Below are 26,314 nucleotides of genomic sequence, written 5' to 3'. Positions count from 1 at the left end.
TTGCCTCGACGCACTCCCGGACTTCCTGGCCAGGATCAGAGGTCCCGCCATAGGTGGTCTTGATCACCTGCGGCTCACACTACAGGACTGGATTGCCACGAAAGCGATGCTTCCGCGAATGCGTCACCGAGATTGGCGGACGGAGGATACCTCACAATCAGCCGTCAGCGGCCTCAATCTTCTCGGCGGCTTCGCGCCGCCTAATCATAATCAACTTGGCAAGGCAGCCACAGGCCATCAAGTTGATCCGCAAACGCCAAGGGATCAACGGAATGACGACGGCCGCATTCTTTGCCAAAATCCGCACCTATGCCGAGCTGTCCGGAGAAGCGGAGCAGGCCTGGGCGTCCCTCCTGCGTCCGCGCCATTATCGCAAGGACGAAAACTTCGTACAGGCAGGCACTGTTCCAACAACTTTCGCCTTCGTTGTCGAAGGTCTGCTGTGCCAGCACTATGTCGGTCGCGGGGGCGATCTGGTCATCAAATACTTCTTCCCGGAAAACCGCATTGGTGCGTCTGTGAGTGCAACGATGCTGCGCGAACCCAGCCTCTTTACGATTACAGCCATCGAGAACAGTCATGTCCTCGAATATGACTTCGCGGCTTTCAAGGCGCTGGTTTATACATATCCGGACATTGCAGCCTTCTATATCGCCTACATGGAGCGTCACTGGATCATCGAAAAGGAGCCGGTGGAGATCGCGTTCCGCCATGACGATGCCATGCAGCGTTACCTCGATTTCATTCGCAAGGAACCGCATCTTCATAAGCGCTTGAAACAGCATCACATCGCTGCCTGGCTCGGCATCACGCCGGAGTGAACCGCCCCGGGTTTGCCGGAGGCCGTTTCTTTTGAGTCACGCGGCCATGGCTGGTTCTTCCAGCATGGCGTAGTAGCGTTCCTCGGCTTCCGCCGGCGGGATGTTGCCGATGGGCTCCAGCAGCCGGCGATTGTTGAACCAGTCGACCCAGGTCAGCGTGGCGAACTCTACGGCCTCGAAGCTACGCCATGGCCCGCGCCGATGAATGACCTCGGCCTTGTAGAGGCCGTTGATCGTCTCGGCGAGAGCATTGTCGTAGGAATCGCCCACACTGCCGACGGAGGGTTCGATGCCGGCTTCGGCCAGTCGCTCGGTGTAGCGGATGCTGACATATTGAGACCCCCTGTCGGAATGGTGCACCAGGCCGCCGCGGTGGATGGGCCGCCGTTCGTGCAGGGCCTGTTCGAGAGCATCGAGGACAAAGCCCGCATGGGCGGTCCTGCTCACCCGCCAGCCGACGATGCGGCGGGCATAGGCATCGATGACGAAGGCCACGTAAACGAAGCCGGACCAGGTGCTGACGTAGGTGAAGTCCGACAGCCACAGCCTGTTCGGCGCGGGGGCATGGAAGACCCGGTTCACATGGTCGAGCGGGCACGGGGCGGCCTTGTCCTGCACCGTGGTGCGGATCGGCTTGCCGCGGATGACGCCCTGAAGGCCGAGGTCGGCCATCAGCCGCTCGACCGTGCAGCGCGCGACGGCGAAGCCTTCACGCAGCATCTGCCGCCAGACCTTGCGCGCGCCATAGACCTCGAAGTTCTCGGCGAAGACGCGCTCGATCTCAGGCCTCAGGACACCGTCCCGCTTCGCCCGCGCCGACAGCTTCTCCGGATCGACGCGCTTGGCGACGTGGTCGTGGTAGGTCGACGGGGCGATCGGCAGAACCTTGCAGATCGGCTCGACCCCATGGACCCGCGGTGATCGTCTATGAACCCGATCATCGTTTGAACGGGCGGTCGAGCTCCGCCTGGGCAAAATAAGCGGAAGCCTTGCGCAGGATCTCGTTGGCCTGCCGAAGCTCCCGGTTCTCCCTCTCTAGCGCCTTCAGCTTTGCCGCCATGTCCGTCGGCACACCGGCGCGCTTGCCGGCGTCTACCTCGGACTTCTTCACCCACTCGTTCAGCGTCTGGCCCGTGCAGCCGATCTTGGACGCGATCGACATGACCGCAGCCCACCGGGAGGGATGTTCATGTTCGTGATCCAGCACCAGCCGCACGGCTCGCTGGCGCACTTCCGGGGAAAACTTGTTCGTCGTCTTGCTCATGATGGCTCCACCTTCTCAGGAGTTGGAGCCTCCGGCAAACCCGGAGCGGTTCAGAGAGCCTCAGCCGCTTGCGTAGAAAGATTGCCTTTGGCCGTTTGGGCAAGCGGTAGCTCGCATTCTTACCAAACATCAATTCGCCCGCGCTCCGATCACTCTAAGCGTCATGTCCAAGCAGTCGCCGTGGCGGTCACGCCGACGCTTCAACCCGCCGGCAGTCACTGCTCAAGCTGTTGCCGTCGGAAAATGGAGGGACATGAACAATGACCAGGATGATTTTCGTGAATCTGCCGGTTACTGACCTGGCCAGGTCGGAAGCTTTCTACGAAGCGCTGGGTTTCACCAAAAATCCGCAATTCAGCGATGACGGCAGCGCCTGCATGGTGGTGTCGGAGACGATCCATGTCATGCTGCTCACCCACGCGAAATGGAAGAGTTTCACCAGTCGTCAGATCGCACCCGCACATTCAAGCGAAGTGCTTTTGGCATTGTCGTGCGACAGCCGTGACGCGGTCGATGCGATGAATTCAGCAGCAGCGAAGCATGATGGCACAGCCGACATCAACCCGGCCCAAGACCTAGGCTTCATGTACAACCGCAACTTCGCTGACCCCGACGGTCACGTCTGGGAAGCAATGTACATGGACATGAGCACCATGCCGACAGATTAGTCACGATCGATCTGCCCTGAAATCGGACCGCCAAGGATCGTGGAGCTCGCGTCCAATGTCGAGTCGCTCCGGCGCCAGGGCGCCGGGTCAAGCGCTGGCTGCAGCCTTCTTGCGGCTGCGTTTCTTGGGAGCCGGCGCTGACGGCTTCCGCCCAAGTCCCATGGACTTGGCTAGAGCGGACCGCGCTGCTGAATAGCCCGGTGCTACCATGGGGTAGTCGTGCGGCAGCCCCCATTTGTCGCGGTACTCGGCTGGCGTGAGGCCAAAATGGACGCTGAGGTGACGCTTGAGCGACTTGAATTTTTTGCCGTCCTCAAGGCAGATGATGTAGTCGTCATGCACCGACTTCTTCACCGGAACTGCAGGCTTCAGTGGCGCCACGGTTTCCTGCACTGCACCGCTGGTCAATCCGGCAAGTGATATGTGGACGCTCTCGATCAGGTCAGCCAGTTCCCTCATCGGAAGGGGTTCTTGGACACGTAGGCCGACACGATGTCGGCTGTCAGGGCGACGAGCTGGTCGCGTTCTCCCTGTTCATTCATAGCTTGACTCCTGTCGTCACTCGCGAGATTGCCGAATTCGGTTGGAGCGATAGACGGCTCTTACGCGGAACGCAATCCGCGCGCTTTTGCTAACGTCGTGTACGTGGTGGAACGGGTCCGAAGTCGTTTAGAGCCTCGCTCGGTAGCTCATCGCGCAGACCTGCACGCTATTTTAGCGTCTGGATGAGCGGAAATCGAGCGGGGAGGCACGCCAGTTCCCCGTCAAGTTTGAGCATATCCTTTCGCAAGAACATCGTGCTGGACGCTGACGCTATCAGATAGTCTGGAGCGCTTGCAGCCAAATCGTTGGCGGAAATATGAAGATGGTAATAAGGCGGCCGGCCAATATTCAAGCCCTCCTCCTCTGAACGGCTGATACGACGCCGTCGAGGATAAGACCTATTCCGAACTCGAATGCGCGATCGAAATCCCACTGACGCGGCAGCTCCATTTGTTCCAGCACCTTGAATCGAACCCGTTAATGCGGTTTCTCTGGGTGGCCGCATTTGGCTCCAGGTCGACGTAGTCTCCGCGGCTCTGGTAGGTAGCCTGCATGAGCGTGAAGCTGACGAGCGTGAAATATGTTCGCACGCTATCAAGGTCCGACAGACCCGCCTGGCCGAGAGCTCTTAGGGTTATCTCCATAGGCGCGAAGGCGCTGGTGGGTGCGATATCAGGCCCCTCCAACAGGCGACTCAGGCCTGGATGCCGCAGGCAGAGGGCGCGAAACTCACTAAAGCAATAGACTACCTGGTCGCGCCAGCCCGAGGCGCCGCCGTCAAACATTGCTTTGTCGAGGACATATGATGCAATCGCGCGCAACAGATCGTCCTTGCTGTCGACGTGATTATAGAGGGCCATTGGCGTCACCCTCAGAGACTTAGCGACGGCTCGCATAGAGACGGCCTCCACCCCTCTCGGTCGAGAAGACTGAGGCCGGCCTCAATGACCTTGCCCCGTGTTAGGTCGCGGGCTCTCATAGACGACCTCGCGGACGGTGAATCTGGGCGCTGCGGATACGCATCTCCTATTGTGTAAGTGCGACGGCCATTGCGATCAGGCTTAATGTTGCAAGGCCGGCGCGTGCCATATGCGAATACTCCCAGATATCCCTGAGCTGGCGCCAATCCGCATCCTGACCTGCAAAGGCGGAAAAGAACACCGAGCCCAAGCCTGAGATGCGTGTGTCCTTCAGCCAAACACTGTTCACGGGATGGGTAACGAACCAGTAGGTCAGATGCCCGACCACGAGAAACACAAATGCGGCAGCGATCCACCAGGAGCGCTCCGATCCGAAGGGCGTGAGCAGGAGCAGGATGGGCAGCAACAGCAGCGCACCCAACTCGCCGACGAGCCCGCCGATGGTGAACCCCGGATAGTAGATTGCCTGAACAAGGCGGTAGTCTTTTTCCTCGAGCCGGAGCTTGCCGGGAAATTCGAGCGCGTGGGCCAAGGCCAGTCCCATCGTGACGGCAACTAGGACAAGCGCGATCACGGCAAGAGCTTGGGTCATTGATAGATACCTCATGAGCGTCATCTTATCTCAGATATATATACAGTGTATATTTAGAATCCTGGAAGCGCAATGCCGCGAAAGCGTGTTCTTCAGATAGCGAATCGTTCCGGAAGTGCTGACACCGGACAGCCAGAGATGTCATTTGGGCTTTACGGCAAGAGCAGCTGCACGCTGGAAAAGGCTCCAGCCATCCGCCCGTAGATGATCAGACCGACCTTCCGCAGACGAATGCCAGCCCGACAACTTCATAGATCAAAATGCGCTGCTTTAGACGGCTTCGCTTGTATGCATGGGCGCCTACTTTCGGAACTGCATCTGTCCTCACGCGTTGGCACCTTTAGACACAGGAGGCGACAATGATGGCGTTCTTTCGCAGCCTGTTGGCTGAGTTATTGCCGCAAAAGCCCAAGGCCATCCGTCGACGGGCTCCCAAAGATCGCAGGCCAGCTCAACAGCCGAAACGACAGGAGCCCATAACGTTCGGTCGACGACGAAACCAGGTGCCGAAACGCGGCATGCGGTGAGGCATCAGGGGATTATCGTCTGCTGGCCTGTCGCAACGCGGAACCGTACCCCAGGGTGACGCATTGGCCGCAATGTCTCCTACGCGCCCAATCGAGGCCGGCATGATACTCAAACTCCTGACTCTTGCACTGACCGCCCTAATCGTCATTCCCGGAGGAGCTCACCTCTTCGAACTTCCGGCAAAGATGGGCATGAATGAGGCTGAATATTTCACGGTCCAGCCGATCTATGAAGGGTGGGCGTTGTTTGCGGTTGTCGTTGTCTGAAAGCCTGTCAGGATCGACGCTGCTGCACCTGATGGCCTCGGAGGTCGATCTCGCGCTCGTCTACAACCCGCCGGCCGACCCGCGGCTGAAGACGCAGCCGGTACTCGAAGAGCAGATGGTCCTCGTCGGCACGCGCGAGATCATTGGCGCCAGTGACGCGCCGGTGCTGTTTAACGATATTCTCGACCTGCCGCTGATCCTGTTGCGGCAAGGCATCTCGGCCCGGGCGTTGATGGACGACACCAACCTGCTGAAGAAGATCGAAGGCCGCGCCAAGCTGCAGATGAACTCCGTCCACGCCATCGGGGCGTCACTGGCCGCTGGGCTCGGCTGCGCAATCGGCACCAAGCTTTTCATGTACGAGCATATCGAAAGCGGCCTGTTGCATTTCCGGCCGATCATCGAGCCTGAGCTTTCGCGAACCCTCTACATCTGCGAGTTGGCCGATCGCCCGGCGACCTACGCCCTGGAAACCGTGCGTAACCTGATGGTGGAACTGGTGCGAGGCGCGGTGGTCGATGGCCGCTGGGAAGCCGGGATTGCCAAGTAGGCTCATTTCCGCTCATCGCGCACGGCAGCTGGCCGCTTTGTTGAGGTGCCGGCGCTCGTGTAGCTCGAATCCGCGCTGTACATGATCTTGCGCGAACAGGGTAAGACCCGCGCCGACCTGATGCGCTTACTCGATTGTAAGCGTGAACACGTGGATAGACTGTTCAGGCTCGACCACAACTCGCGCCTCGACTCCCTTGAGGATGCTTTCAGGGCGCTTGGTGTTCCGTTGCGGTTCGATATGCCATTTCCACATGCGGAAGCAGCCTGACAGGGAACCCCCGCCCCGGCAGGGTCTTTCTTTGCCCGGATGCGGATGGGAAAAGCACCAATCCTGTCAGCGGTTCAGAGCTTGCGAGCTAGCACCAGCTTTCCTTGAACCCTCGCCATTCGTGCGCCAGCCCCTTGCTGATCAGCTCCGCACCAACCTCGCGCTCGCCAACGCGGATCGTGGCCAGGGTGCGCCCGTAACGATCCTTGCCGTTGCGCTCGATGGTGAATGCACGGCCGTCGAGCGCGCGCCGGAGCTCATCTCGCGCCTGAACGGCCATCCGCCTTTCGCGGTCGCACGAGCCGTTCATCTCGGGCGCGTTGAAGCCTTCGAGGCGAATCTTCTCACCCCTCACCCAGATCGTGTCCCCATCGACTACGCAGTTGATGCGCTTGCCGCTGCCGCAGATCGGCATGGCGATGGTGTGGCCGGCCGAGACGATCGATGCAGCATCAACCCGGCGTTCCTCAGGCGCGATCTTCCATCCGATGATCCCGGCACCGGCAAGCGCCGCGCAGAAGCCCACAAAGAATACCGGCGGTTGTCCGAACATGGCAGCCTCCCACTTCGGAGCTCATTGTCGATCATGCGAGTTACGAAGTCGGAAACTGAAACGGTGGAATGTGCGGCAATTGCCTCAGGTCGCGTCAAATCCATCGAAAGGATAAAACGCGGCGGATGCGCAGAGTTCAGACCGCCCGTTAGGGTTCGCCCACCGGCATGAGGTGCTCAAATGAGCAGGACACCAGAACCCTCAGTAAAGCGTCGCCAACGCTCTCGCGGCCATGACCAGTCGCGAAGGTCAACTTCTTGCTATCCTCAAGAAACTCTAGCGGCCTTATCTCCACTGATCCATGCCCCCAGAGCACTCGTATTACGATGGAGCGCGTTTGGCGTGCCTTCATCGCGAATGAATCAGAGGACGTTGTATGGAACATGTCTGCCAGATGCTCGAAGAGCTGCGCCGCTACATCGGCGGCCGGGACGACTTGCGAACCGAACTTGAGGAGGTCGATGCTCTTCTGAGCGTTGCGCTCGAAGAAGTTCGGCGGAAGCTGGCGGCGGACGCGGATCGCCAGTAGCAATGATGTCTGCCACAGCCTCTGCAGCCGCCAGGAGCCGGCATGCAGCCTTGGCGCCGAGTGAACGTCTTTATTGGCGATCTGCTCGCCGTTGGTGCGATCGGTCGTGGTGCACGCAGCGAGCGAGAGCATCGCCGGTGCTGCAGTGAACGGCAAGCGCGTGGCATTTGCCTTTCATGGGATTGCCCAGAGCCGCCGGGCGGCCCGGGTTCATGCGAGCGTGCCGAGCGGACCCTGGCACACGTCGAAGGACGGCAGACTTGGCTGCATATTCGTTGTGATTGGAAACCTTCTTCACGCCCCGATGCGGGGACCAGCGCTGTCACGAGTCACGGCGGCGACGAGCGCTGATGAGCCCCGCTTGTGTCGCGTGGCCATGGTGTTCCTTTCACCCGGCGCTTGCCGGAAAGGGTTCGTTGTTGTTGATTATCGCACTGTCAGAGAAAAGTATAAGGAACCGATCAATGCAGTTGCATATGCGAGGTGTGGAACTGGTGGTCGAACTGCAGGATGCTGCCGACCGGGCGCATGAACTGACGCCATCGGAGATCAGACGTCTCCTCTTGGAAACCGCGTCAGTTCTCGGCGACTTACTGAAGCGGGACCTTCCCGCCAGACAACCCCATCGTTAACCGCGTCTCGGCGCTCACCGGTCGCTGCTTGGAACAAACCAGACTGTGGGCGGTTGGTGGGGCGGCAGGACTGCAGCCCTGCCGTATATCCCCTCAAAACTTGGCCGGCCTTCGTGCCGGCCCTTTCTTGTTAAGACCCGCTGCTGGCTTTGGGTGGCTGAAGCGCTCGTCTCGTTCCGGAGCGGTCTGCCGGGGGCCGGCATGGCGGCCGCAAGGTTCCGGTTTGGATAACCGTTATGTGCCGCAAGTTCTTCCATCTTGCGGCTACCACCACTCTGCAGCGTCGCGTCTGCGTTGTTTCTTGAGCAAGGGGGCTGGAACAAAACGCATGGTTTCTGGTTGGCGAGCGCGGACTTCCACTGGCCCTGCCGACACGCGACCTCCTGACTCGCTGGCCGGCTCAAGGCCGGCCGTTTTTTTGTGGTGTCGGTTAGGCAACCCTTTCAGCCGAACGGCGTTGAGCGATCGTCCCTATGCATCTTCGGGAGGAATGCCATCATGAGGCTGCATCTGCCAGTCACGGTTACTGTTGGGCTATCCGGTTCTCGTGATCTGCTTACAATCGGTGATCTCCTCGATTTCCTCGACGAATGGCCGCCAGCACGGCGTGGACCGATTCGCGAGAACGTCCGCCGATTATGTCTAGCAGCGCTGGCGCAGGAGGTGTCCGTAGAGGAAGCCCGCGAAGCGTTCGTCGCTTTTGCGAGGATGATGAATGTCCTTGAGCCGACGTTCGATCCGGTACCTGGCTATGACATGCGCAGCACTGCCGTTCGACGTTAACGCGTAGCTATCGGAACCGTTGAACGACACCGGCCGTCGGCGGATTCATCGAGGGCGCTTTGCAACCGCGCGACAGGGAAAGCCAGCTCCGGACCCCGTGGTTCGCTTCGACAATGGTTGTTGTGGCGAAGCCCGGCGCGGCAACAGAGGCACAGGCACAGTCGATGATGGCGGTTTCCCGCGCCGGGTGGACCACTTCCCCCAGATGAGCACGCGGTGAACGCATCCGCCTCGATGAGGCGGATGCGTTCAGGAGCCAGTGCCCCTTCTGGCTCAGTCCAGGCGTTTCCAGACGACCTCGACATGGCCGTCGCCGATCGTTGTCATAGGATTGGTGTAACGCCAGACGTCGCCCTCCACGCTGGATTCGCGACGCTGCTTTTCGCCCTCCCAGTTCGGAAACGTGCTGACCTCGACATTGAAGGTCACGGTCTGGTTTTCTTCGTCGACCTCGTATGTCCCATACAAAGCGTTCGATCCCTTTCCGATCGCGGTGTATTCCTCGGCCGTACCTTGCATGCGGTTGTTGCCCGCATAGAGCGGGAGGCTGGAGCGGGTGATGATGTTCACGAAGCGACCGTTCGGATCCATGATCTGGATTCCTCGCGGTTTCTCGCCGAACAGCTCGACCTTCTTGTCGGTCTGGTGGACCGTGAGCGAGACGAGCGACCATGTTCCCACGACCTGCTCCTTCAGGCTCTTGGCATCGCTTGCAGCGGCGGAATGACACGCTGCGAGAAGTGAAATCGCTGAGGCAGCGACGAGAGTGCTTTTGCGTTCCATTGGTGTTCCTCCTGTAATGCCCGGAAAGCACGCGAAGCCTGCTCTGTCTCCCGGCGGGACGCATGTATTCGCGCTGCAATTTTCCTCTAATACGGGTATAATTTCGGCTGATCGCATGCGTGCGAGGGAGGAATGAATACGGCAAGACGATATCGGTTCGGCTCCTTCGTTCTTGATATGGAACGAATGGCGCTCACTGAAGGTGAACACCAGATCGAGCTGCGGCCGAAGGCATTCGATACGCTGCGTTTCCTTGTCGAGCACTCCGGTCGCCTGGTCACCAAAGATGAACTGGTAGCCGTCGTGTGGCCCGATGTAATCGTAAACGACGATGCGCTTGCTCAATGCGTGCGCGACGTTCGCAAAGCGCTCGGCGACGATGATCATTGCTTGATCAAGACAGTGCCGCGACGCGGCTATCTTTTTGCTGGAGGCGTCACTGAGGAAAACGACGGGCATTTTCCGCGCCCGATGCCGCATCCCCTCTGGCGTCGACCTCTGGCGGCGCTCACGGCTCTATTGGCGGTGGCGGCGGTTGTGGCCGGCATGGCATGGACACACTTCGCTGCTGATGTCAGCAGCGCGGAAGGGCGTGATCCCAGACCCTCTGTCGCCGTCCTGCCATTCCGAACCAGCACCGAAAGCGATGTCGACGCCTGGCTGGGCGAAGGCGTCGCTGAGGATGTCATCATGGCGCTGTCGCGTTTCCGTGACATTGCGGTCATCGCCCGCAATTCGAGCTTTCGGTTCGACACCGACGACGATCTGCCTCGTATCCGTGAGGGGCTTCGCGCTGACTTCCTGCTGCAGGGGAGCCTGCGACGGAACGGCGATGAACTGCGCCTCGCTGTCCAGCTTGTCGACCTGGAGACCGGGGTCAACCGCTGGACAGAGCGTTTCGACCGTCCTTGGGGTGACGTCTTTGCAATTCAGGAATCGATCGCCTCGGATGTCGCTGCACAACTTGCAGCACAAACAATTGCGTGAAGGGCTACTTTCTCTCCAAGATCATGTACGGCGAGGACCGTCTGACGACCCCGCTGATGCGCAAGCGCGGCGGCGTCTACGACAAGGACGGCGAGTTCGAACCCGTGTCCTGGGACGAGGCCCTCGACCTGATGGCGGAAAAGTGCAAGGCGGTGCTCCGTGAGAAAGGGCCGGAGGCCATCGGCATGTTCGGCTCGGGCCAGTGGACGATTTTCGAGGGCTACGCCGCCACCAAACTGATGCGGGCAGGTTTCCGCTCCAACAATCTCGACCCCAATGCCCGCCACTGCATGGCTTCGGCCGCGGTGGCCTTCATGCGCACCTTCGGCATGGACGAGCCGATGGGTTGCTACGACGATTTCGAGCACGCCGACGCCTTCGTGCTGTGGGGCTCCAACATGGCGGAGATGCACCCGATTCTGTGGACCCGGGTCGCCGACCGCAGGCTGGGGCATCCGCACGTACGCTGCGCGGTGCTGTCGACCTTCACCCACCGCTCGATGGACCTCGCCGACATACCGATTGTCTTCAAGCCCGGCACCGACCTGGCGATCCTGAACTACATCGCCCACCACATCATCCAGACCGGACGGGTCAACGAGCAGTTTGTCCGCGATCACGCCGTCTTCATGAGCGGGGCGACCGACATCGGATACGGGCTTCGTCCTGACAACCCGGTGGAGGTGGCGGCCAAGGGCGCCGCCGACGCGGGAAAGACCGAGCCGATCGACTTCGACGCATTCAAGGCCATGGTCGCCGACTACACGCTCGACATGGTGTCGGAACTCTCCGGCGTCGAGCCTGAATTCCTGGAGGAACTCGCCGAACTCTACGCCAATCCCGACATAAAGGTCATGTCGCTATGGACGATGGGCTTCAACCAGCACGTCCGAGGCGTGTGGGCCAATCAGATGGTCTACAACATCCACCTTTTGACCGGAAAAATCTCCGAGCCCGGCAACAGCCCTTTCTCGCTGACGGGCCAGCCTTCGGCCTGCGGCACCGCGCGCGAGGTCGGCACCTTCGCGCACCGATTGCCGGCCGACATGGTGGTGACCAACCCGGAACACCGTCACCATGCCGAGGAAATCTGGCAGCTGCCGCAGGGGCTGCTTCCGGAAAAGCCCGGTTTCCACGCCGTCCAGCAGGACAGGATGCTGCACGACGGCAAGCTCAATTTCTATTGGGTCCAGGTCAACAACAACGTCCAGGCCGCACCCAACAGCTCGAACGAGACGTATCCGGGCTATCGCAACCCAGATAACTTTATCGTCGTCTCCGACGCCTATCCGACCGTCACCGCGCTATCGGCCGATATGATCCTACCCGCTGCGATGTGGGTTGAAAAAGAAGGGGCTTACGGCAACGCCGAGCGACGGACTCACGTCTGGAGACAGCTTGTGAACGCCCCGGGCGAGGCTCGCTCGGACCTGTGGCAGCTCACCGAATTTGCCAAGCGCTTCACCACCGACGAGGTGTGGCCGTCCGACCTCCTCGACGCCAATCCGGACTACAAGGGCAAGACGCTGTTCGACGTCCTGTTCCGGAACGGCAAGGTCGACCGCTTCCCGCTTTCGGACCTCGATGCCGAGTATGAGAACCGCGAATCCCGGGAATACGGTTTCTATCTTCAGAAAGGTCTGTTCGAGGAATACGCCGAATTCGGACGTGGCCATGGCCACGACCTCGCGCCCTTCGACACCTACCACGAGGTGCGTGGCCTTCGCTGGCCCGTCGTCGCCGGCAAGGAAACGAAATGGCGCTACCGTGAAGGTTTCGATCCCTACGTGAAGCCGGGCGAAGGGGTGAAATTCTACGGCAGGCCCGATGGCAAGGCCGTCATCCTCGCCGTGCCCTATGAGCCGCCGGCTGAATCTCCAGACGACGAGTTCGACGTCTGGCTGGTGACGGGACGTGTGCTTGAGCATTGGCATTCCGGCTCGATGACCATGCGGGTGCCGGAGCTCTACAAGGCGTTCCCGGGTGCAGTCTGCTTCATGAACGCCGACGACGCTCGCCGGCGCGGCATCAACCAGGGAGCCGAGGTGCGCGTGGTCTCCCGGCGCGGGGAGATCAGGGTCCGCGTCGAGACGAGGGGGCGCAACCGCATGCCTCGGGGCGTGGTCTTCGTTCCCTGGTTCGACGCGAGCAAGCTGATCAACAAGGTGACGCTCGACGCCACAGACCCGATCTCCAAGCAGACGGATTTCAAGAAATGCGCAGTCAAGATCATCCCCGTCTGAGGCGTCGTGTGCGCGCCATCCTCGTCGCGGTGCTCGCCGTCGCGGCCGGCTCGGCGGCATTCGCGCAGATGAGCGCCGAAATCGTTCCGCCGCTCACCGGAGCGGGTCAGCCCATGGAGGAAGTACCCGCCGGACCGATCCCGAAGTGGACCGTCGACGACATCCGCAGGATGCGGGCTTATCCTGACCAGCCTCCGGTGATTCCACATTCGATCGAGGGCTACCAGCTTTCCGTCAATACGAACCGCTGCGTGTCATGCCACAAGCGCGAGTTCACGGAAGGCTCGGGAGCGCCGATGATCAGCGTCACGCACTACATGACGCGCGAGGGACAGATGCTCGCGGACGTTTCGCCGCGCCGGTACTTCTGCACGGCCTGCCATGTCCCCCAGGCGGACACCGCGCCGCTCATCGGCAACACCTTCACCGACATGAGCGAGCTGGGCGTCGGCCATGCGGGGGACGAATAGATGTGGTCACGCCTGAAGGCGTTGGTCGCCTGGGCATGGGGCATCGTCGCAACTCCAGCCGCGACGCTCAGCCTCGGCTTCCTGACGCTTGGCGGCTTCCTCGGCGGTGTGATCTTCTGGGGCGCGTTCAACACCGCCCTTGAGCTAACCAACACGGAAGAGTTCTGCATCTCCTGCCACGAGATGGAAAACAACGTCTATGAGGAGCTGACGCGGACCGTCCACTTCTCGAACCGCTCAGGCGTGCGCGCGTCCTGCCCGGACTGCCACGTGCCGCACGAGTGGACCGACAAGATCGCCCGTAAGATGCAGGCGTCGAAGGAAGTCTGGGGCAAGATCTTCGGCACCATCAACACACGTCGCAAGTTCCTCGACCACCGCCTCGAACTCGCCCAGCACGAGTGGGCGCGGCTGAAGGCCAACGACAGCCTCGAGTGCCGCAACTGCCATTCGTCCGTGGCGATGGACCTCTCCAGGCAGACCGAGCGCGCCGCGACGATCCATACGCGCTACCTCCTGTCCGGCGAAGCGACCTGCATCGACTGCCACAAGGGCATCGCGCACGAGCTGCCGGACATGGAAGGGGTGGATCCAGGCTGGAAGGTTCCCCCAGAGCTCCAGGGGGACGAACTACCAGAGGCGTCTGTGTTCGACAGGCTGGAGCGGCTGGCCCATTCCCCGCACCGGACCATGTGGAGCCTGGACGAAGAGCTGTCCGCCATGTCCATGGATTCGATTGCCTCTGCCCGGGGCGGAACCAGCTCCGCCGGAGCAGCTGCCGAGTAGGTGTCTCCGCCTGTCAATGTCTATCCAATGGGTGATCGGATAGGCCTCGGCCTTCCATGGTCCAGCCTCAGGCGCTGAAGCACCTGACCCGCCCCGTCTACGATCACCCGGAACCTGAGGCTTCCGTGCCAGAACGTCAGGCGGACAAGCCCGTCATCCTCCCCAGTGCCGCGTTCGAAGCGGGAGGTGATGGATCCGTCGCGGAGCATCGAGGGGACGGCGTCGGGGCGCAGCCGAAGCCCTTCCGCCACCAGTGCGGCGTCGACGGTCACCCCACCGTCCTCGAAAATGACATCCAAGTGGGCCTCAGCCATCGGCCGACCCCGCGTGCGAGGCCGTCGCAACGAGCCAGTCCTCAAGTAGTCGCCGGTCCTCCTTCGAGAAGGAAGACCGGCGCACCAGGTCGGCAAACGTGTCGTCCGGATGGCAGCGTTCGTACTGCCGCAACGTCTTCCCCATGATCGCGGCGTCGTGCCTCTGCGCATCTCGACCGTTCGCGCGGGCTGCTTTTCCATCCGGCCTGGTCATCGTCCGCCTCCTAGCCCGGATCCCTCGACATCCGGGCATTGGTGAAGCATTCACGGCTACTTTGCCGCGACCACCTGGCCGAACAGCTCGGCGAACACGGTCTTTGCCTTGCCCGCCTGCTTCACGGCCTTGGCATCCTCGACGTTGACGGGCTGGCCCACTTCGATGAGGGCCACCATGCCCATCGCGTAGTGCGGTGCGCACTTCACGCCATAGACCCCTTCCGCCGCCAGCGTGATCTCGAAAGTCTCGTTGAACTTGCTTTTGAAGGCCTCTGCGCCCTCGGGTAGCATTCCCTTGATCGTCTCGACGTTATGGCCCTTGTCAGTCGGCACGAAGCGGATCGTGTCCCCCGGAGCCGCCTTGATGAAGTCGGGCTCGAACACCATGTTGCCCTTCTCGCCCTTGTTCAACATCATGACCTCGAACTCGGCAGCTCCGGCCGCTCCTGCTGCGATGACTGCGGCGCCGAGCGCCAGGGCTGCTATGATCCGTTTCATTTTTCTGTCCTTTCTTGGTGCCCGGCTGCGATCGCCGTTGCATTCGTGATACCTTCCCGAGGCGATATGCTGTTTGCGCCAGAGCAAACAGCAGCTAGAAACCGTATCGGAAGCAGTGCCGGAGACCGCTGGAATCAGGATGACGTTGGACAGGAGCCTTATCGCCGGACTACCCGCGTTCGCGGATCTCGACGGTCCCGGACTCGACGCCGTGCTGGCCCGGGCGCGGTCGTCGCGCTTTCCCAAGGATTCCGAAGTCTTTTCTCAGGGCGGGGAAGCAGCTTCCTTCTTCCTGCTGCTGGCGGGCCACATCAGGGTCGTGCGGACCTCGCCCGAAGGCCATCAGGTGATCGCGCGCTACATCAACGAAGGCGAACTCTTCGGGATCGCCGTGGCGATGGGACGGAGCACTTATCCAGCGTCCGCAGTTGCCGCGGTCGACTGCGTCGTTCTCACCTGGCCCAACGCCGCGTGGCCTGATCTTCAGGCCCGCGTCCCCTCCTTCGCTGCGAGCGCATACCAGACAATCGGCTCGCGGCTGCAGGACACGCAGGCGCAGGTCATGGAGATGTCGACGCAGCAGGTGGAGCAGCGGATCGCGCATGCCCTGCTGCGGATCGTCAGCCAGTCAGGCAGGAAGACCGAACAAGGCATCGAAGTCGACTTTCCGATCACGAGGCAGGACATTGCCGAGATGACGGGAACGACGCTTCACACGGTGAGCAGGTTGCTCAGCGCCTGGGAAGACGAAGGCCTCGTGAAGGGCGGGCGCCAGCGGGTCGTCGTGACAAATCCGCACGGCCTCATGGTCGTGGCGGAGAACCGTCGCAGGAAATAGGCCTCGGGCGCCGTCCGTGTTTGGCAGTCAGGGCTCTTCGATGAACCTGATGCTGAGAACACGGGCTCGATAGAACGGGAAGTAGTCCGGCGTGCCGATGAAGTTTCCCCCTTCGATCCGCGTCGGCAGCATATAACCATCAAAGGAGCGGAACTCGGAGAGCCTGCCCCCGAATGGCTGAATCCGGTATTCCCTTTGGGGGTTGGCGTTGCTCCACCGCGGAATGACGACCGTGTGGGGCCGTCCTTCCTCGTCGACCGAAACGTCGACCGACTGGACCATGTCGCGATAGCTGACTGTGGCGCGCGCTGTGTCCGGGCTGACGGCTTCCCACTCGACTCCTTTGCCAGGCAGCAGTGCGGCGGGCGCGAAGAAGACCGATTCAGCGACGACGCGTCCGAACGCCGACCTGGCGTGGTCCGGATTGCCTCCTTCCCGAACAACCGGAATCGACTGCAGGAGCCAAAACCGGACCCACGACCGCGATCTGTCGAAACCATCCGACCCTGACAAGGACATCAACCCCAATCCCGCGTCCACCTTCCACACAAATCCGCGCGGGGGCGCGATGACCTGATGGCCCCTCATGGCGAGATAGCGAGGGTCGGATCTGTCGCCAAGGCCGATCTCCCCTTCCATCTCGATTTCCGCGACGGTCCGAAGCGGCACGCCCCCTCCGATCGTATAGAGAAAATAGCGACGGGCGGGCTCTGGCAGCGCGTCGACCATGGAGCGATCGAACTCCGCCACATCCTGCACCGAATCGGACCAGAGCGACTTCCACAGGGTATTAGCGTTCCGCTGATCGGACATGCGCAGCACCGTCAGCGCCACGACCGCGGCGATCACGACTGCCAACGCCCACCGGACGATTCCTGCCAGGATGACCATCGGCCTGCCTTTCTTTCCCGCAGAGGCCTCCGACGAAGCGCCGTCGCATCAGATGGGGGTCAAGCAACCGACGCCGCGTGGGTGCCGCCCGCGCTGGCATATTTCGCATAGATGCCCCGGTTGGGACAGAAGTCGGGAATGTCAGTTCGTCCCGCAGCCAGCCAGTCGCGGCAATCGTCGCCGTGACGGCAAAGAACGCAGCGCCAGATCGCGTTCCGCATGTCGTTTTCCGCAGCGAAGCCGCCCTCGGCCATATTGACGCGGCCCCGCGCCATGATCTCGCCGGACTGATCCAGCCTTGCTTGTACCCGTCCCATGATGTTCATCATCTCACCTCGCTCCGGTTGTTTCGAACACCGACGGCCCGCTCACCAGGTCGTCGTTCGTCATGGCTGCCAGAAGCTCGCGCGAGACTGTCTCCTCATCGAGGCGGTGTGCGTCACACGCGTCCGTCAAATTGTGGAACACGCCGATCGGGCAGCCGATGCACAGCATCCGGTGTCGAATGAACACCCGGATCGTGGCAGGCCATCGTCGCATGATCTCATCGACCGTCATGTCCGGGTCGATCGTCAGTGGTGGTTTCACGTCCAGCATCTCCAAAGAACACCATATGACCACCTCGGTGGCGTCCGAACTTTGCGCCGGCGCAAACAAATCGACGGTACGCAGCGTTTCGCGCCAGCCGCGACATCAGCGCACTTGCGATCGGAGGAGCTGGCTCGTAAAAGTGGCTAAAGAGATGCCACTTTTTGGTGACCGCCATGATTCCTGCCGCAAGAGATGCCATCCGACCGCAGCCCGAGCAGCCGCTCGTGCATCCCCTCATGGACCGCGCGTTCATCGGCGCGCTTGTCAGGGACTTCTATTCCCGCGTGCGCGCCGATAGCCGCCTGGGCCCGATATTCGCTTCGGAAATCGACGGCGACTGGGAACCCCACCTGGAGAAAATGACCGACTTCTGGTGCTCGGTGATCCTGAAGAACGGCGCTTACAGCGGCAGACCGGTGCCAGCTCATCTCAAGCTGAAACAGGTGCGGGAGGAGGACTTCGATATCTGGCTAGGCATTTTCAGACAGACGGCAACAGAACTCTGCGAGCCGGCGGTCGCTGCCGTCTTTGTCGAGCGCGCCGAGCGCATCGCCCAGAGCCTCAAACTTGCAATGTTCTACCGACTTTCGGCTCCCGGCCTGTCACCCGCGGAGAGCTAGGATGCCCGTTCGCTCCACCGAACCCTTTCCCGACGCCGTGACCGCCTTTGTGGCAACAGCCTGGTTGGGCATGCTCATTGGCGTTTCGTTCCTTGCGACGCCTATTAAGTTTCAGGCTCCTTCACTGGCGCTCCCCAGTGCACTTGAAGTGGGACAAGTGACCTTTGCTGCGTTTTCAAAGGTGGAATGGGGTCTATCTGCGTTCCTCGTCATAGCCACTTTCATTCCAAGAGCACCACGTGCGGAGGTGGTGCTGTCTTTTGCGGCCGTTCTAATCGTTCTGACACAGGCGCTTTGGCTGCTGCCTGCTCTCGACGCACGTGTCGATGCAGTTCTTTCTGGCCAGCCGATGCCGCCCTCTGCCCATCATCTGCTCTACGCGACGCTGGAAGCGAGCAAGGCAACGGCCCTGGCTGCGGTCGCATTGGTGGCACTATTCAGGCTAGGTTGGCGGGACAAGCCCCAGACGAGCGTGGAATAAGCGATGAAACTGACCCTCTACACCGATTACTCACTGCGCATGCTGATCTTCCTCGCATTGCGCGAAGGGCGATCCACGACTGTGTCCGATATCGCCGATGCGTACGGTCTCTCACGTAATCACCTTCTGAAGGTCGCGCTGAATCTCGGCCGCCTTGGCTATGTCAGAACGACCCGAGGCCGGTTAGGAGGCATCGCCCTTGCCCAGCTGCCAGAGGACATTAACCTCGGTGATGTCGTGCGCGGAACCGAGGACGGATTCGCGATGGTGGAATGTCAGCGGTCGGATGGCGGGACGTGCGTCATATCGCCGGCGTGCAGGTTGAAGGGCATTGTCGGCAAGGCCGTTGAAGCTTTCCTCGCGGTGTTCGATGCTTATACTCTGGCGGATATCGTCGCAAATCGAACATTGCTCGAAGCGTTGTTGGAAACACCCTCAACCGCACCCAGGGCCGCATGAGGCAGGTTATCCAGTACAGCATGGAGGCAACATGATCGAACAGCTCACGTCCAGCGAGCGGCAGAACGCAGCCATTATCCTTCTCACCCTTGCTGTTGCTGGAGCCGCACTCGCCATACTAGGCCGGAATGACACTCTGGGCGTTCATGGCGTGATTATCATGGTGTTCGCGGGCGCGCTGCTCTATCTGGTTCTTTCTTCCTTCTATGGCCCCGAGCCAAACGAGGACCGGGCCGCATCCTACTACGACGATCCGATCAAGGTCGGCATCGTGCTTTCGATGGCCTGGGCCGTGTTCGGCATGTTCATGGGTGTGTGGGTTGCTGCCCAGTTGGCCTGGCCCGAACTGGCCTTCGACGCCGCATGGTCTTCCTTCGGTCGGCTTCGTCCGGCCCACACCAGCGGCGTGATATTCGGCTTCGGCGGCAATGCGCTGATCGCGACCTCATTCCACGTTGTCCAGAGGACATCGCGTGCGAGGCTAGCGGGACAGGTCAGCCCGTGGTTCGTGCTGCTAGGCTTCAACCTGTTCTGTTTGCTCGCCGTTTCCGGCTACCTCCTCGGCGTGACCCAATCGAAGGAATATGCCGAGGCCGAGTGGTACGCCGACTTGTGGCTGGTGATCGTGTGGGTGACCTACTTCGTCCTCTACATTGCGACGATCGCACGGCGGAAGGAACCGCACATCTACGTCGCCAACTGGTACTTCATGGCCTTCATCCTGGTCGTGGCCATCCTCCATATCGTCAACAATCTGGCGGTCCCGATCTCCTGGGGGCACGCCAAGAGCTACACGATCTGGCCGGGCGTGCAGGACGCGATGGTGCAGTGGTGGTACGGGCACAACGCGGTCGCCTTCTTCCTGACGGCAGGCTTCCTGGGGATGTTGTACTACTACCTGCCCGTGCGGGCACAGCGCCCGATCTTTTCCTATCGGCTTTCGATCCTCAGCTTCTGGGGCATCACCTTCTTCTATATGTGGGCCGGCTCGCATCATCTGCACTACACCGCCCTGCCCCACTGGGTACAGACGCTCGGAATGACCTTCTCGGTCATGCTGCTCGTGCCGTCATGGGCGTCGGCGGGTAACGCGCTGTTGACCCTCAACGGCGCCTGGCACCGGGTGCGGGACGATGCGACGTTGCGCTTCATGATGGCAGCGGCCGTATTCTACGGGCTTTCGACCTTCGAGGGCTCGTTCATGGCGATCCGCCCGGTCAACTCGCTCAGCCACTACACCGACTGGACCGTCGGTCACGTCCACGCAGGGGCGCTCGGCTGGGTAGCGCTCATCACCTTCGGCTCGCTCTACACACTGGTGCCGAGCCTTTGGAAACGCGAGCGCATGTACTCGGCCGCGCTCGTCGAGGTCCATTTCTGGCTCGCGATCGCGGGAACCCTGATCTACGTCTTCGCGATGTGGAATTCGGGCATCATCCAGGGGCTGATGTGGAGGACGTACACGGAGGAAGGCGCACTTGCCTATTCGTTCGTCGACAGCCTGGTCGCCATGTATCCCTACTACATCGCCCGCGCCTTCGGAGGCCTTTTGTTCCTCATTGGCACGATCATCGGCTGCTACAACATCTGGATGACGGTCAGGGCGGCCCCGCTCGCCGCCACCCGCTCCGATGCGCCTGTCCAGCCAGCGGCCGTTCCGGGAGAATGATTGATGCCTGAACTCTTCCATCGCAAGCTCGAGCGCTCGGCCATCGGCTTCGTTCTCGCGATCATTGCAGCAGCCAGCGTCGGCGGCATCGTCGAGATTGCGCCGCTGTTCACAATCGACGAGACCGTCGAGGAAGCCCCCGACATGCGGATGTACACGCCGCTCGAACTGGCCGGGCGCAACATCTACGTCCGCGAGGGTTGCTATGCCTGCCACAGCCAGATGATCAGGACGCTGCGCGACGAGGTGGAGCGCTACGGCCCGTATTCGCTGGCGGTGGAGTCGCAGTACGACCGCCCGATGCTGTGGGGCTCGAAACGGACCGGTCCGGACCTTGCCCGCGTCGGCGGCAAGTATTCGGACTTCTGGCACGTTGCGCACCTCAACAATCCGCGGGACGTCGTTCCGGAATCCAACATGCCCGCCTATCGCTGGCTGGCACGCACGCCGCTCAGGATGAAAGACCTGCCCAAGCATCTGGCGGCGCAGCAATCATTGGGCGTGCCCTACACCGACGAGATGGTGGAGAACGCCGCGCGCGACGCCTACGGCCAGGCCACCCCGGACACCGAATTCGCTTCCGGCGTGACCGAGCGCTACGGCCAAGAAACCACCGTCAGCGCCTTCGACGGCGTCGCCACGCAGGTCACGGAGATGGATGCCCTCGTGGCCTACCTTCAGGTGCTGGGCCGCCTGACCAACGCCGCCTACACGGATACCGCGGCCACCGAGCAGCCATCGGATCCGGAAGACTAAGGAGGCAGACATGGACTTCTCTTACGAAACGCTGGTCGCCTTCTCCAAGAGCTGGGGCCTATTCTACATGATGGCGTTTTTTCTGGCCGCCTGCGTCTACGCCTTCTGGCCGAAGAACAGGAAGCGGTTCGACCGGGCCAAGCACAGCATCCTCGAACGGGACGACACGCCATGGCGGAAGTAGAACGCGACCCCGTCACTGGACGCGAGACGACGGGCCACGAGTGGAACGGCATCAAGGAACTGGATACGCCTGTTCCTCGCGGGGTGCTAATGTTCCTGATCGTCACCCACGTGTGGGCGATCTTCTGGTGGTTCATGGTGCCTGCCTGGCCACTTGGCGTAACCTATACGAAGGGCCTGCTCGGTATCGACCAACAGACGACTGTCGAGGCGCGGGTCCTCGACGGCCAGCAGCAGCGCTCTGTCTGGACGACGCGGCTGGAAAACGAACCCTATGACACGATCCTCGCCGACGAGGCGTTGATGCGGACCGTGCGCGACACCGGGCGGCAGCTGTTCGGCGACAACTGCGCTGCGTGCCACGGTCGCGACGGCAGGGGCCGCGCCAACTATCCCGACCTGACGGACGATGACTGGCTGTGGGGTGGCGGCCCGGAGCTGATCGAGCAGACGATGCGCGTCGGCATCAACACCGCGCATCCAGAAAGCCGGGTCGCCCAGATGCCTGCCTTTGGCCGCGACGAGATGCTCGACCGCGAACAGGTCCGCAGCGTCGCCGCCTATGTCTATTCGTTGACGCACCCCGACTATTCCACACCGGAGAACCTCGATCGCATCAACACCGGCCGCGAGGTCTTCGCCACCACCTGCGCCGCCTGTCACGGCGACAGCGCGCAGGGAGACGTGGAAGTCGGCGCGCCGAACCTGACCGATGCCTACTGGGTCTATGGCGGCGATCTCGATACGATCATCGCATCCGTGCATGGCGGCCGTCAGGGTCACATGCCGACCTGGGACGAGCGGCTGAGCAAGGCTGAGATCAGGACGCTGGCAGTCTACGTCCACGATCTCGGGACGGCGCAGCCATGAGGGGACGCGCGCGGCTCCCCGGCGGATGGCTGCCATGGGTCCTTGTCCCGGCGGGCCTTCTGCTCTTCGCTGGCGCGAACGCGCACCTCGTCTACGTCGCGTTCCAGTCGCAGCCGGAATGTGTCGAACATCTGAAGTCCGCCGACGGCGATGGTGGCTACCGCGCCGCCAAGTCGGCCTGCTGAGGGAGGAGGAAATCATGGGCGAAGCCGACAAGGGATACTGGCTGCTCAGCGAGACGTCTGGCATCGGCGAGACCCGCGACCCAGCCCTTCAGCGCGACCTGCCACTGCTCGAGGGCCAGCGCTGGCTTGCCGCTGGGTGGCGTGATTTCTGGAACGGCGCCTCGTCGAGCCTCGCATACGGCCTGGGCGTCTTCGTGCTGTCCGTGCTCTTCGTCTGGACGCTCGTCGGCTTCGGCAGGGATTACATCCTGTTCCCGGCGCTGGCGGGTTTCCTGATCGTCGCCCCCTTCCTTGCCATTGGGCTCTACGAGAAGAGCCGCGCAATCGGGGAAGGCAGGCCAATCACACTCGGATCGATGCTGCGCGTCAGGCCAAGGGCTGGAGCCCAGGTGTTCTTCACCGGGCTCCTGCTCAGCCTTTTGATGCTGCTGTGGACGCGCGCCGCCGTCCTGCTCTGGTCGCTGTTCTTCGGGGTCACCGCCTTCCCGGGCCTCGACCATGTCATCGGTATCCTCCTTGGCACGCCCTCCGGCTGGGCGATGGTCGTCATCGGCACGGCCATAGGCGGCCTGTTTGCCGCATTCGCCTACTCGGTCAGCGTCTTTGCCGTTCCCATGCTGCTTGATCGCCGCGTCGACGCGCTCACCGCCATGGGCACGAGCGTGAAGCTCGTCTGGAACAACCTGCCTACGATGATCGCCTGGGGAGCCATGGTCCTAGGGCTCTTTGCCGTCTGCGTGGCGACGGGACTGGTCGGCATGATCGTCATCTTCCCGCTTCTCGGGCACGCTACATGGCATGCCTACAAGGCCGTCGCGCGCCCGGAGGAATGAGCCTTGAGCTGCTGCGCGCCCGGAACCGAAGCGGCCCTCGAAATCGGACCTGGCCGCCTTCTCGATGACCGCGAGATCCTTCTCGCCAGTCGTGACCTCGGTGACGGCACGTTGCAAACCGACCTGTCGGTTCCGGCTGCGCACTGCGCCGGATGCATCCGGACCATCGAAGGAACGCTCGCGAGACTGGAGGGCGTCGTTTCTGCACGGGTCAACCTGTCCGCCAGACGCGTCGCCGTGAAATGGCGGCGAGAAACCGGCGTACCTCCGCTTGTCGACGTGCTGCGGGGCGCGGGATACGCCGCCAGCCTGACGGAGGCTGCAGACAGTTCCGCCGATCCCGAGATGGCGCGGCTCCTGCGGGCTACTGCCGTGGCGGGCTTCGCGGCAATGAACATCATGCTGCTCTCTGTCTCGGTCTGGTCAGGTGCTGGCAACGAGACGCGGCAAGCCTTCCATGTAATCTCCGCCGCGCTGGCTCTTCCCGCGCTGATCTATTCGGGACGCATCTTCTTTCTGTCTGCCTGGGGCGCGTTGCGCGTCGGACGCACTAACATGGACGTGCCAATCAGCGTCGGCGTCCTGCTCGCATTTTTCATGAGCCTCTACGATACCGTGGCGGGAGGCCCGCACGCCTATTTCGACGCGTTGACCTCGCTACTGTTTTTTCTGCTGGCCGGACGGACCGTCGACCGGGCGATGCGCGGACGTGCCCGCGACGCGGTCAGGTCGCTCGCCAGGATGATGCCGCGCGGGGCGACGGTGGTCGCGCCGGACGGCGGCCGCGAGTATCGTGAGACCTCGGCGATCGGAGCCGGGGAAACAGTTCTCGTTCTTGCCGGCGAACGGGTGCCCGTCGACGGAACCGTCGTGTCGGGCACCGCTTCGCTGGACCTGTCGGTCGTGACCGGCGAGTCCGCCGCTGAGCAGGTCGGTCCGGGATCGCAGATCCTGTCGGGTTCGCTCAACCTCGACGGGCCGCTGACCGTAACCGTGGACCGTCAGCAGAAGGATTCGTTCCTCTCCGACATGGTGCGGCTGATGGAGGCGGCCGAAGGCGGCAGGGCGCGCTACCGCCGCATCGCCGACCGGGCCGCCTCGCTCTACTCCCCTGTCGTCCATGGCGTCGCCTTTACGGCCTTCCTTGCATGGCTCTGGGCCACCGGGGACATGCACAGGTCGCTAACGGTCGCCATCGCCGTCCTGATCATAACGTGCCCGTGTGCTTTGGGGCTCGCAGTTCCGATGGTCCAGGCGGTCGCAGCGCGGCGGCTGTTCTCGTTCGGATTGACGCTCAAGGACGGGGCTGCGCTGGAACGGTTGGCGGAGGTCGACCACGTCGTCCTAGACAAGACCGGCACGCTGACGGAGGGAATGGCCCGGGTGATGTCATTCACCGTGCCCGAGCGCGAACTGGGGGCCGCCGCCGCGCTTGCCCGAATGTCGCGGCATCCTGCCTCGCGGGCAGTGGCCGCGCTTGCGCCCGCGCCTTCGCTGATCGTCGAGGACGTGCGCGAGACGCCAGGAAACGGCATCGAAGGCAGGATAGCGGGCCGAACCTACAGGCTTGGCCGCCAGGACTGGGTTGGTGCTTCAGCTGCCAGCCGAGTTCCTGCCGCGTCCTGGCTCTCCGTCGACGGTCGCGTGCTGGGCGGCTTCGAGATCGCCGACACGCTGCGGCCCAGCGCCTGCGAAGCGGTGAGGCAGCTGCGTCGGCTCGGACTATCTGCAGAAATCCTGTCGGGCGACGAAGAGGAGGCGGTCGCCGAGGCGGCAAGTACCGTGGGGATCGATCAGGCGAAGGGACGCATGCTTCCCCGCGACAAGGTCGCTCGCCTCGAAGCCCTCGCATCTCATGGCCGCAAGATCCTCATGGTCGGCGACGGGCTCAACGATGCCCCCGCTCTCGGCGCGGCCCACGTTTCGATGGCCCCCTCGTCGGCAGCCGATGTCGGCCGGAACGCAGCCGATCTGGTCTTCCTTGGCTCCAGTCTCAACAGCGTGCCGGAGGCGATCGTGGTCGCGCGCCAGGCGAAGCGGCTTGTTACGCAGAATATCGGGCTCTCGATCGCCTATAATGCGATGGCACTGCCGCTTGCGCTCGCAGGATACGTGACCCCCTTGTTGCCGCGGTGGCAATGTCGACTTCGTCGGTTCTGGTCGTCGCCAACGCACTGCGCCTTGCAGGCCGAGGCGGAGCGCCATCACGCGACGGGACCGCCTGGAAGTCGCTTCGGCTTTCGGAGGCGACATGAGCCTGTTGTCGTGGCTGGTCCCGCTTGCGCTGGGCATGGGGCTTGTTGGCCTGATCGCCTTCCTGTGGTCAATGAGGAGTGGGCAGCTGGAAGACCTGGACGGCGCGGCCGAGCGAGTTTTGCTGCACGAGATAGACGACGCACCGCTACGGGATCGGAACGATCGTGAGCGCACCAACGTTGCGGAAACAGGGAGCGAATGATGCGCGAGCATACCGACAGGAAGTTCGACTGGGTTGCGGCGCTCGCATTCGGTTCGGGCGTAGCCGTGATGGTACCCAGCATGATCGCTCTGGCAGTCGCGTCGATGGCTGTGCTCGCTCTGCTGTTCTGAGAGAGCAGCAACACGCACAGCTGCCTCTGGATGCCCGGAATCGTCGAGCTGGTCATTGCATGAAGCGTAGTCGGCGCTATTGTGGGACTTGGAAACGCTTGAGTTCGTGCCGTGCCCACTTCTCGAATGGACA

Annotated in this window: 30 protein-coding genes, 5 pseudogenes and 1 other annotated feature; of the genes and pseudogenes, 22 read left to right on the top strand and 13 right to left on the bottom strand. The window is 62.0% G+C overall.

Annotation, left to right across the window (positions count from 1 at the left end; translation table 11 throughout):
- Positions 1-242 precede the first annotated feature (242 nt).
- Entirely contained in the window at positions 243-821 is a 579-nt protein-coding gene (locus tag HK436_RS23640; protein WP_244649368.1) for a Crp/Fnr family transcriptional regulator, read from the top strand.
- Positions 822-857: 36 nt separating this feature from the next.
- On the opposite strand, the pseudogene HK436_RS23635 reads toward HK436_RS23640, so the two are convergent.
- A pseudogene (locus HK436_RS23635) lies at positions 858-2,085 on the bottom strand (IS3 family transposase).
- Positions 1,689-1,804, bottom strand: a sequence feature (AL1L pseudoknot). It overlaps the preceding pseudogene by 116 nt.
- A 260-nt stretch (positions 2,086-2,345) precedes the next feature.
- Here HK436_RS23635 and HK436_RS23630 point away from each other — a divergent pair.
- Positions 2,346-2,753 carry a VOC family protein gene (locus tag HK436_RS23630; RefSeq protein WP_173194030.1) on the top strand — a complete coding sequence of 136 codons (408 nt, stop codon included), beginning with the start codon at positions 2,346-2,348 and terminating at the stop codon, positions 2,751-2,753.
- Positions 2,754-2,840: 87 nt separating this feature from the next.
- On the opposite strand, the pseudogene HK436_RS23625 reads toward HK436_RS23630, so the two are convergent.
- The 3 genes and pseudogenes from HK436_RS23625 to HK436_RS23615 form a co-directional block, all read right to left on the bottom strand.
- Positions 2,841-3,295: pseudogene (locus HK436_RS23625) on the bottom strand (Ros/MucR family transcriptional regulator).
- Positions 3,296-3,694: 399 nt separating this feature from the next.
- Positions 3,695-4,207: a TetR/AcrR family transcriptional regulator gene (locus tag HK436_RS23620; RefSeq protein WP_312860710.1), complete on the bottom strand. Its 513-nt coding sequence runs from the start codon at positions 4,205-4,207 to the stop codon at positions 3,695-3,697.
- Positions 4,208-4,322: 115 nt separating this feature from the next.
- On the bottom strand, positions 4,323-4,808 hold the full coding sequence (locus HK436_RS23615; protein WP_173194028.1) for a DUF1772 domain-containing protein: 486 nt from the start codon (positions 4,806-4,808) through the stop codon (positions 4,323-4,325).
- A gap of 629 nt (positions 4,809-5,437) precedes the next feature.
- On the opposite strand from HK436_RS23615, the gene HK436_RS23610 reads away from it, so the two are divergent.
- Together HK436_RS23610 and HK436_RS23605 are read left to right on the top strand one after the other, a co-directional pair.
- A complete protein-coding gene (locus HK436_RS23610) occupies positions 5,438-5,602 on the top strand; it encodes a hypothetical protein (protein ID WP_173194026.1) in 165 nt (54 codons plus the stop codon).
- Positions 5,595-6,152, top strand: a complete 558-nt coding sequence (locus HK436_RS23605) for a LysR substrate-binding domain-containing protein (protein WP_244649366.1) — start codon at positions 5,595-5,597, stop codon at positions 6,150-6,152. The genes HK436_RS23610 and HK436_RS23605 overlap by 8 nt, the downstream gene beginning before the upstream one ends.
- Before the next feature lie 358 nt (positions 6,153-6,510).
- On the opposite strand, the gene HK436_RS23600 is transcribed toward HK436_RS23605, so the two are convergent.
- The gene (locus HK436_RS23600) at positions 6,511-6,975 is read right to left on the bottom strand and encodes a thermonuclease family protein (RefSeq protein WP_244649365.1); all 465 of its coding nucleotides are present in this window, start codon (positions 6,973-6,975) and stop codon (positions 6,511-6,513) included.
- Positions 6,976-7,123: 148 nt separating this feature from the next.
- The gene (locus tag HK436_RS23595; RefSeq protein ID WP_173194024.1) at positions 7,124-7,636 is read right to left on the bottom strand and encodes a hypothetical protein; all 513 of its coding nucleotides are present in this window, start codon (positions 7,634-7,636) and stop codon (positions 7,124-7,126) included.
- A gap of 998 nt (positions 7,637-8,634) precedes the next feature.
- On the opposite strand from HK436_RS23595, the gene HK436_RS23590 reads away from it, so the two are divergent.
- Complete coding sequence (locus HK436_RS23590) at positions 8,635-8,919, top strand: DUF982 domain-containing protein (protein ID WP_173194022.1); 285 nt, start codon at positions 8,635-8,637, stop codon at positions 8,917-8,919.
- A gap of 273 nt (positions 8,920-9,192) precedes the next feature.
- Here HK436_RS23590 and HK436_RS33740 read toward each other — a convergent pair whose 3' ends face one another.
- Entirely contained in the window at positions 9,193-9,702 is a 510-nt protein-coding gene (locus HK436_RS33740; RefSeq protein WP_173194020.1) for a lipocalin-like domain-containing protein, read from the bottom strand.
- Between the two features lie 132 nt (positions 9,703-9,834).
- On the opposite strand from HK436_RS33740, the gene HK436_RS23580 reads away from it, so the two are divergent.
- The 4 genes and pseudogenes from HK436_RS23580 to HK436_RS23565 all read left to right on the top strand — a co-directional run.
- The gene (locus tag HK436_RS23580; RefSeq protein WP_376769203.1) at positions 9,835-10,689 is read left to right on the top strand and encodes a winged helix-turn-helix domain-containing protein; all 855 of its coding nucleotides are present in this window, start codon (positions 9,835-9,837) and stop codon (positions 10,687-10,689) included.
- Positions 10,680-12,932 (top strand): annotated as a pseudogene (gene napA, locus HK436_RS23575) (periplasmic nitrate reductase subunit alpha); the annotation flags it as partial. The gene HK436_RS23580 and the pseudogene napA, both read left to right, overlap by 10 nt.
- Positions 12,905-13,402 (top strand): nitrate reductase cytochrome c-type subunit, encoded by a 498-nt coding sequence (locus HK436_RS23570; RefSeq protein ID WP_173194016.1) that lies wholly within the window; start codon positions 12,905-12,907, stop codon positions 13,400-13,402. The pseudogene napA and the gene HK436_RS23570, both read left to right, overlap by 28 nt.
- Positions 13,403-14,086, top strand: a pseudogene (locus HK436_RS23565) (cytochrome c3 family protein); the annotation flags it as partial.
- A gap of 122 nt (positions 14,087-14,208) precedes the next feature.
- On the opposite strand, the gene HK436_RS23560 reads toward HK436_RS23565, so the two are convergent.
- The 3 genes from HK436_RS23560 to HK436_RS23550 are packed head-to-tail and all read right to left on the bottom strand — an operon-like array spanning position 14,209 to position 15,216.
- The gene (locus tag HK436_RS23560) at positions 14,209-14,487 is read right to left on the bottom strand and encodes a DUF6522 family protein (protein ID WP_206680567.1); all 279 of its coding nucleotides are present in this window, start codon (positions 14,485-14,487) and stop codon (positions 14,209-14,211) included.
- 7 nt (positions 14,488-14,494) lie between these two features.
- Positions 14,495-14,716: a hypothetical protein gene (locus HK436_RS23555; protein ID WP_173193765.1), complete on the bottom strand. Its 222-nt coding sequence runs from the start codon at positions 14,714-14,716 to the stop codon at positions 14,495-14,497.
- A gap of 56 nt (positions 14,717-14,772) precedes the next feature.
- Positions 14,773-15,216: a pseudoazurin gene (locus HK436_RS23550; RefSeq protein WP_173194010.1), complete on the bottom strand. Its 444-nt coding sequence runs from the start codon at positions 15,214-15,216 to the stop codon at positions 14,773-14,775.
- Positions 15,217-15,355: 139 nt separating this feature from the next.
- Here HK436_RS23550 and HK436_RS23545 point away from each other — a divergent pair, with 139 nt between their 5' ends.
- Positions 15,356-16,054 carry a Crp/Fnr family transcriptional regulator gene (locus HK436_RS23545; RefSeq protein ID WP_173194008.1) on the top strand — a complete coding sequence of 233 codons (699 nt, stop codon included), beginning with the start codon at positions 15,356-15,358 and terminating at the stop codon, positions 16,052-16,054.
- Between the two features lie 27 nt (positions 16,055-16,081).
- Here HK436_RS23545 and HK436_RS23540 read toward each other — a convergent pair whose 3' ends face one another.
- The 3 genes from HK436_RS23540 to HK436_RS23530 are packed head-to-tail and all read right to left on the bottom strand — an operon-like array spanning position 16,082 to position 17,542.
- Positions 16,082-16,945, bottom strand: a complete 864-nt coding sequence (locus tag HK436_RS23540; protein ID WP_173194006.1) for a DUF6544 family protein — start codon at positions 16,943-16,945, stop codon at positions 16,082-16,084.
- A 59-nt stretch (positions 16,946-17,004) separates the two neighbouring features.
- A complete protein-coding gene (locus tag HK436_RS23535) occupies positions 17,005-17,274 on the bottom strand; it encodes a DUF6455 family protein (RefSeq protein ID WP_173194004.1) in 270 nt (89 codons plus the stop codon).
- 1 nt (position 17,275) lies between these two features.
- Positions 17,276-17,542: a DUF1858 domain-containing protein gene (locus tag HK436_RS23530; RefSeq protein WP_173194002.1), complete on the bottom strand. Its 267-nt coding sequence runs from the start codon at positions 17,540-17,542 to the stop codon at positions 17,276-17,278.
- Between the two features lie 167 nt (positions 17,543-17,709).
- Between HK436_RS23530 and HK436_RS23525 the strand changes: the two genes are divergently transcribed.
- From HK436_RS23525 to HK436_RS32510, 12 genes and pseudogenes are all read left to right on the top strand, one after another.
- Positions 17,710-18,156, top strand: a complete 447-nt coding sequence (locus tag HK436_RS23525) for a group III truncated hemoglobin (protein WP_173194000.1) — start codon at positions 17,710-17,712, stop codon at positions 18,154-18,156.
- A gap of 1 nt (position 18,157) precedes the next feature.
- Positions 18,158-18,637: a DUF4149 domain-containing protein gene (locus HK436_RS23520; RefSeq protein WP_194248637.1), complete on the top strand. Its 480-nt coding sequence runs from the start codon at positions 18,158-18,160 to the stop codon at positions 18,635-18,637.
- Between the two features lie 3 nt (positions 18,638-18,640).
- Positions 18,641-19,096, top strand: a complete 456-nt coding sequence (locus HK436_RS23515; RefSeq protein WP_173193998.1) for an Rrf2 family transcriptional regulator — start codon at positions 18,641-18,643, stop codon at positions 19,094-19,096.
- A gap of 34 nt (positions 19,097-19,130) precedes the next feature.
- Entirely contained in the window at positions 19,131-20,765 is a 1,635-nt protein-coding gene (gene ccoN / locus HK436_RS23510) for a cytochrome-c oxidase, cbb3-type subunit I (RefSeq protein ID WP_173194530.1), read from the top strand.
- A 3-nt stretch (positions 20,766-20,768) separates the two neighbouring features.
- Complete coding sequence (ccoO, locus tag HK436_RS23505) at positions 20,769-21,521, top strand: cytochrome-c oxidase, cbb3-type subunit II (RefSeq protein ID WP_173193997.1); 753 nt, start codon at positions 20,769-20,771, stop codon at positions 21,519-21,521.
- Positions 21,522-21,531: 10 nt separating this feature from the next.
- Positions 21,532-21,705, top strand: a complete 174-nt coding sequence (locus HK436_RS23500; protein WP_173193995.1) for a cbb3-type cytochrome c oxidase subunit 3 — start codon at positions 21,532-21,534, stop codon at positions 21,703-21,705.
- Positions 21,693-22,574: a cytochrome-c oxidase, cbb3-type subunit III gene (gene ccoP, locus HK436_RS23495; RefSeq protein WP_173193993.1), complete on the top strand. Its 882-nt coding sequence runs from the start codon at positions 21,693-21,695 to the stop codon at positions 22,572-22,574. Before HK436_RS23500 ends, ccoP begins: the two co-directional genes overlap by 13 nt.
- Positions 22,571-22,759 (top strand): hypothetical protein, encoded by a 189-nt coding sequence (locus tag HK436_RS23490; protein ID WP_173193991.1) that lies wholly within the window; start codon positions 22,571-22,573, stop codon positions 22,757-22,759. The genes ccoP and HK436_RS23490 overlap by 4 nt, the downstream gene beginning before the upstream one ends.
- 14 nt (positions 22,760-22,773) lie before the next feature.
- Positions 22,774-23,592, top strand: coding sequence for a DUF2189 domain-containing protein (locus HK436_RS23485; RefSeq protein ID WP_173193989.1), 819 nt, complete (start codon positions 22,774-22,776; stop codon positions 23,590-23,592).
- A 3-nt stretch (positions 23,593-23,595) separates the two neighbouring features.
- Positions 23,596-25,847, top strand: a pseudogene (locus HK436_RS23480) (heavy metal translocating P-type ATPase).
- Positions 25,844-26,050, top strand: a complete 207-nt coding sequence (gene ccoS, locus HK436_RS23475; RefSeq protein WP_173193987.1) for a cbb3-type cytochrome oxidase assembly protein CcoS — start codon at positions 25,844-25,846, stop codon at positions 26,048-26,050. The pseudogene HK436_RS23480 and the gene ccoS overlap by 4 nt, the downstream one beginning before the upstream one ends.
- Entirely contained in the window at positions 26,047-26,181 is a 135-nt protein-coding gene (locus tag HK436_RS32510; protein WP_280515807.1) for a hypothetical protein, read from the top strand. The genes ccoS and HK436_RS32510 overlap by 4 nt, the downstream gene beginning before the upstream one ends.
- Positions 26,182-26,314: the final 133 nt, after the last annotated feature.

Origin of the sequence: Neoaquamicrobium sediminum (genome assembly GCF_013240295.1) — a bacterium.
Taxonomy (GTDB): Bacteria; Pseudomonadota; Alphaproteobacteria; order Rhizobiales; family Rhizobiaceae; genus Aerobium; species Aerobium sediminum.
Note: the sequence above shows the minus strand (reverse complement) of the source record. Positions and strands in the feature narration are given on the sequence as shown.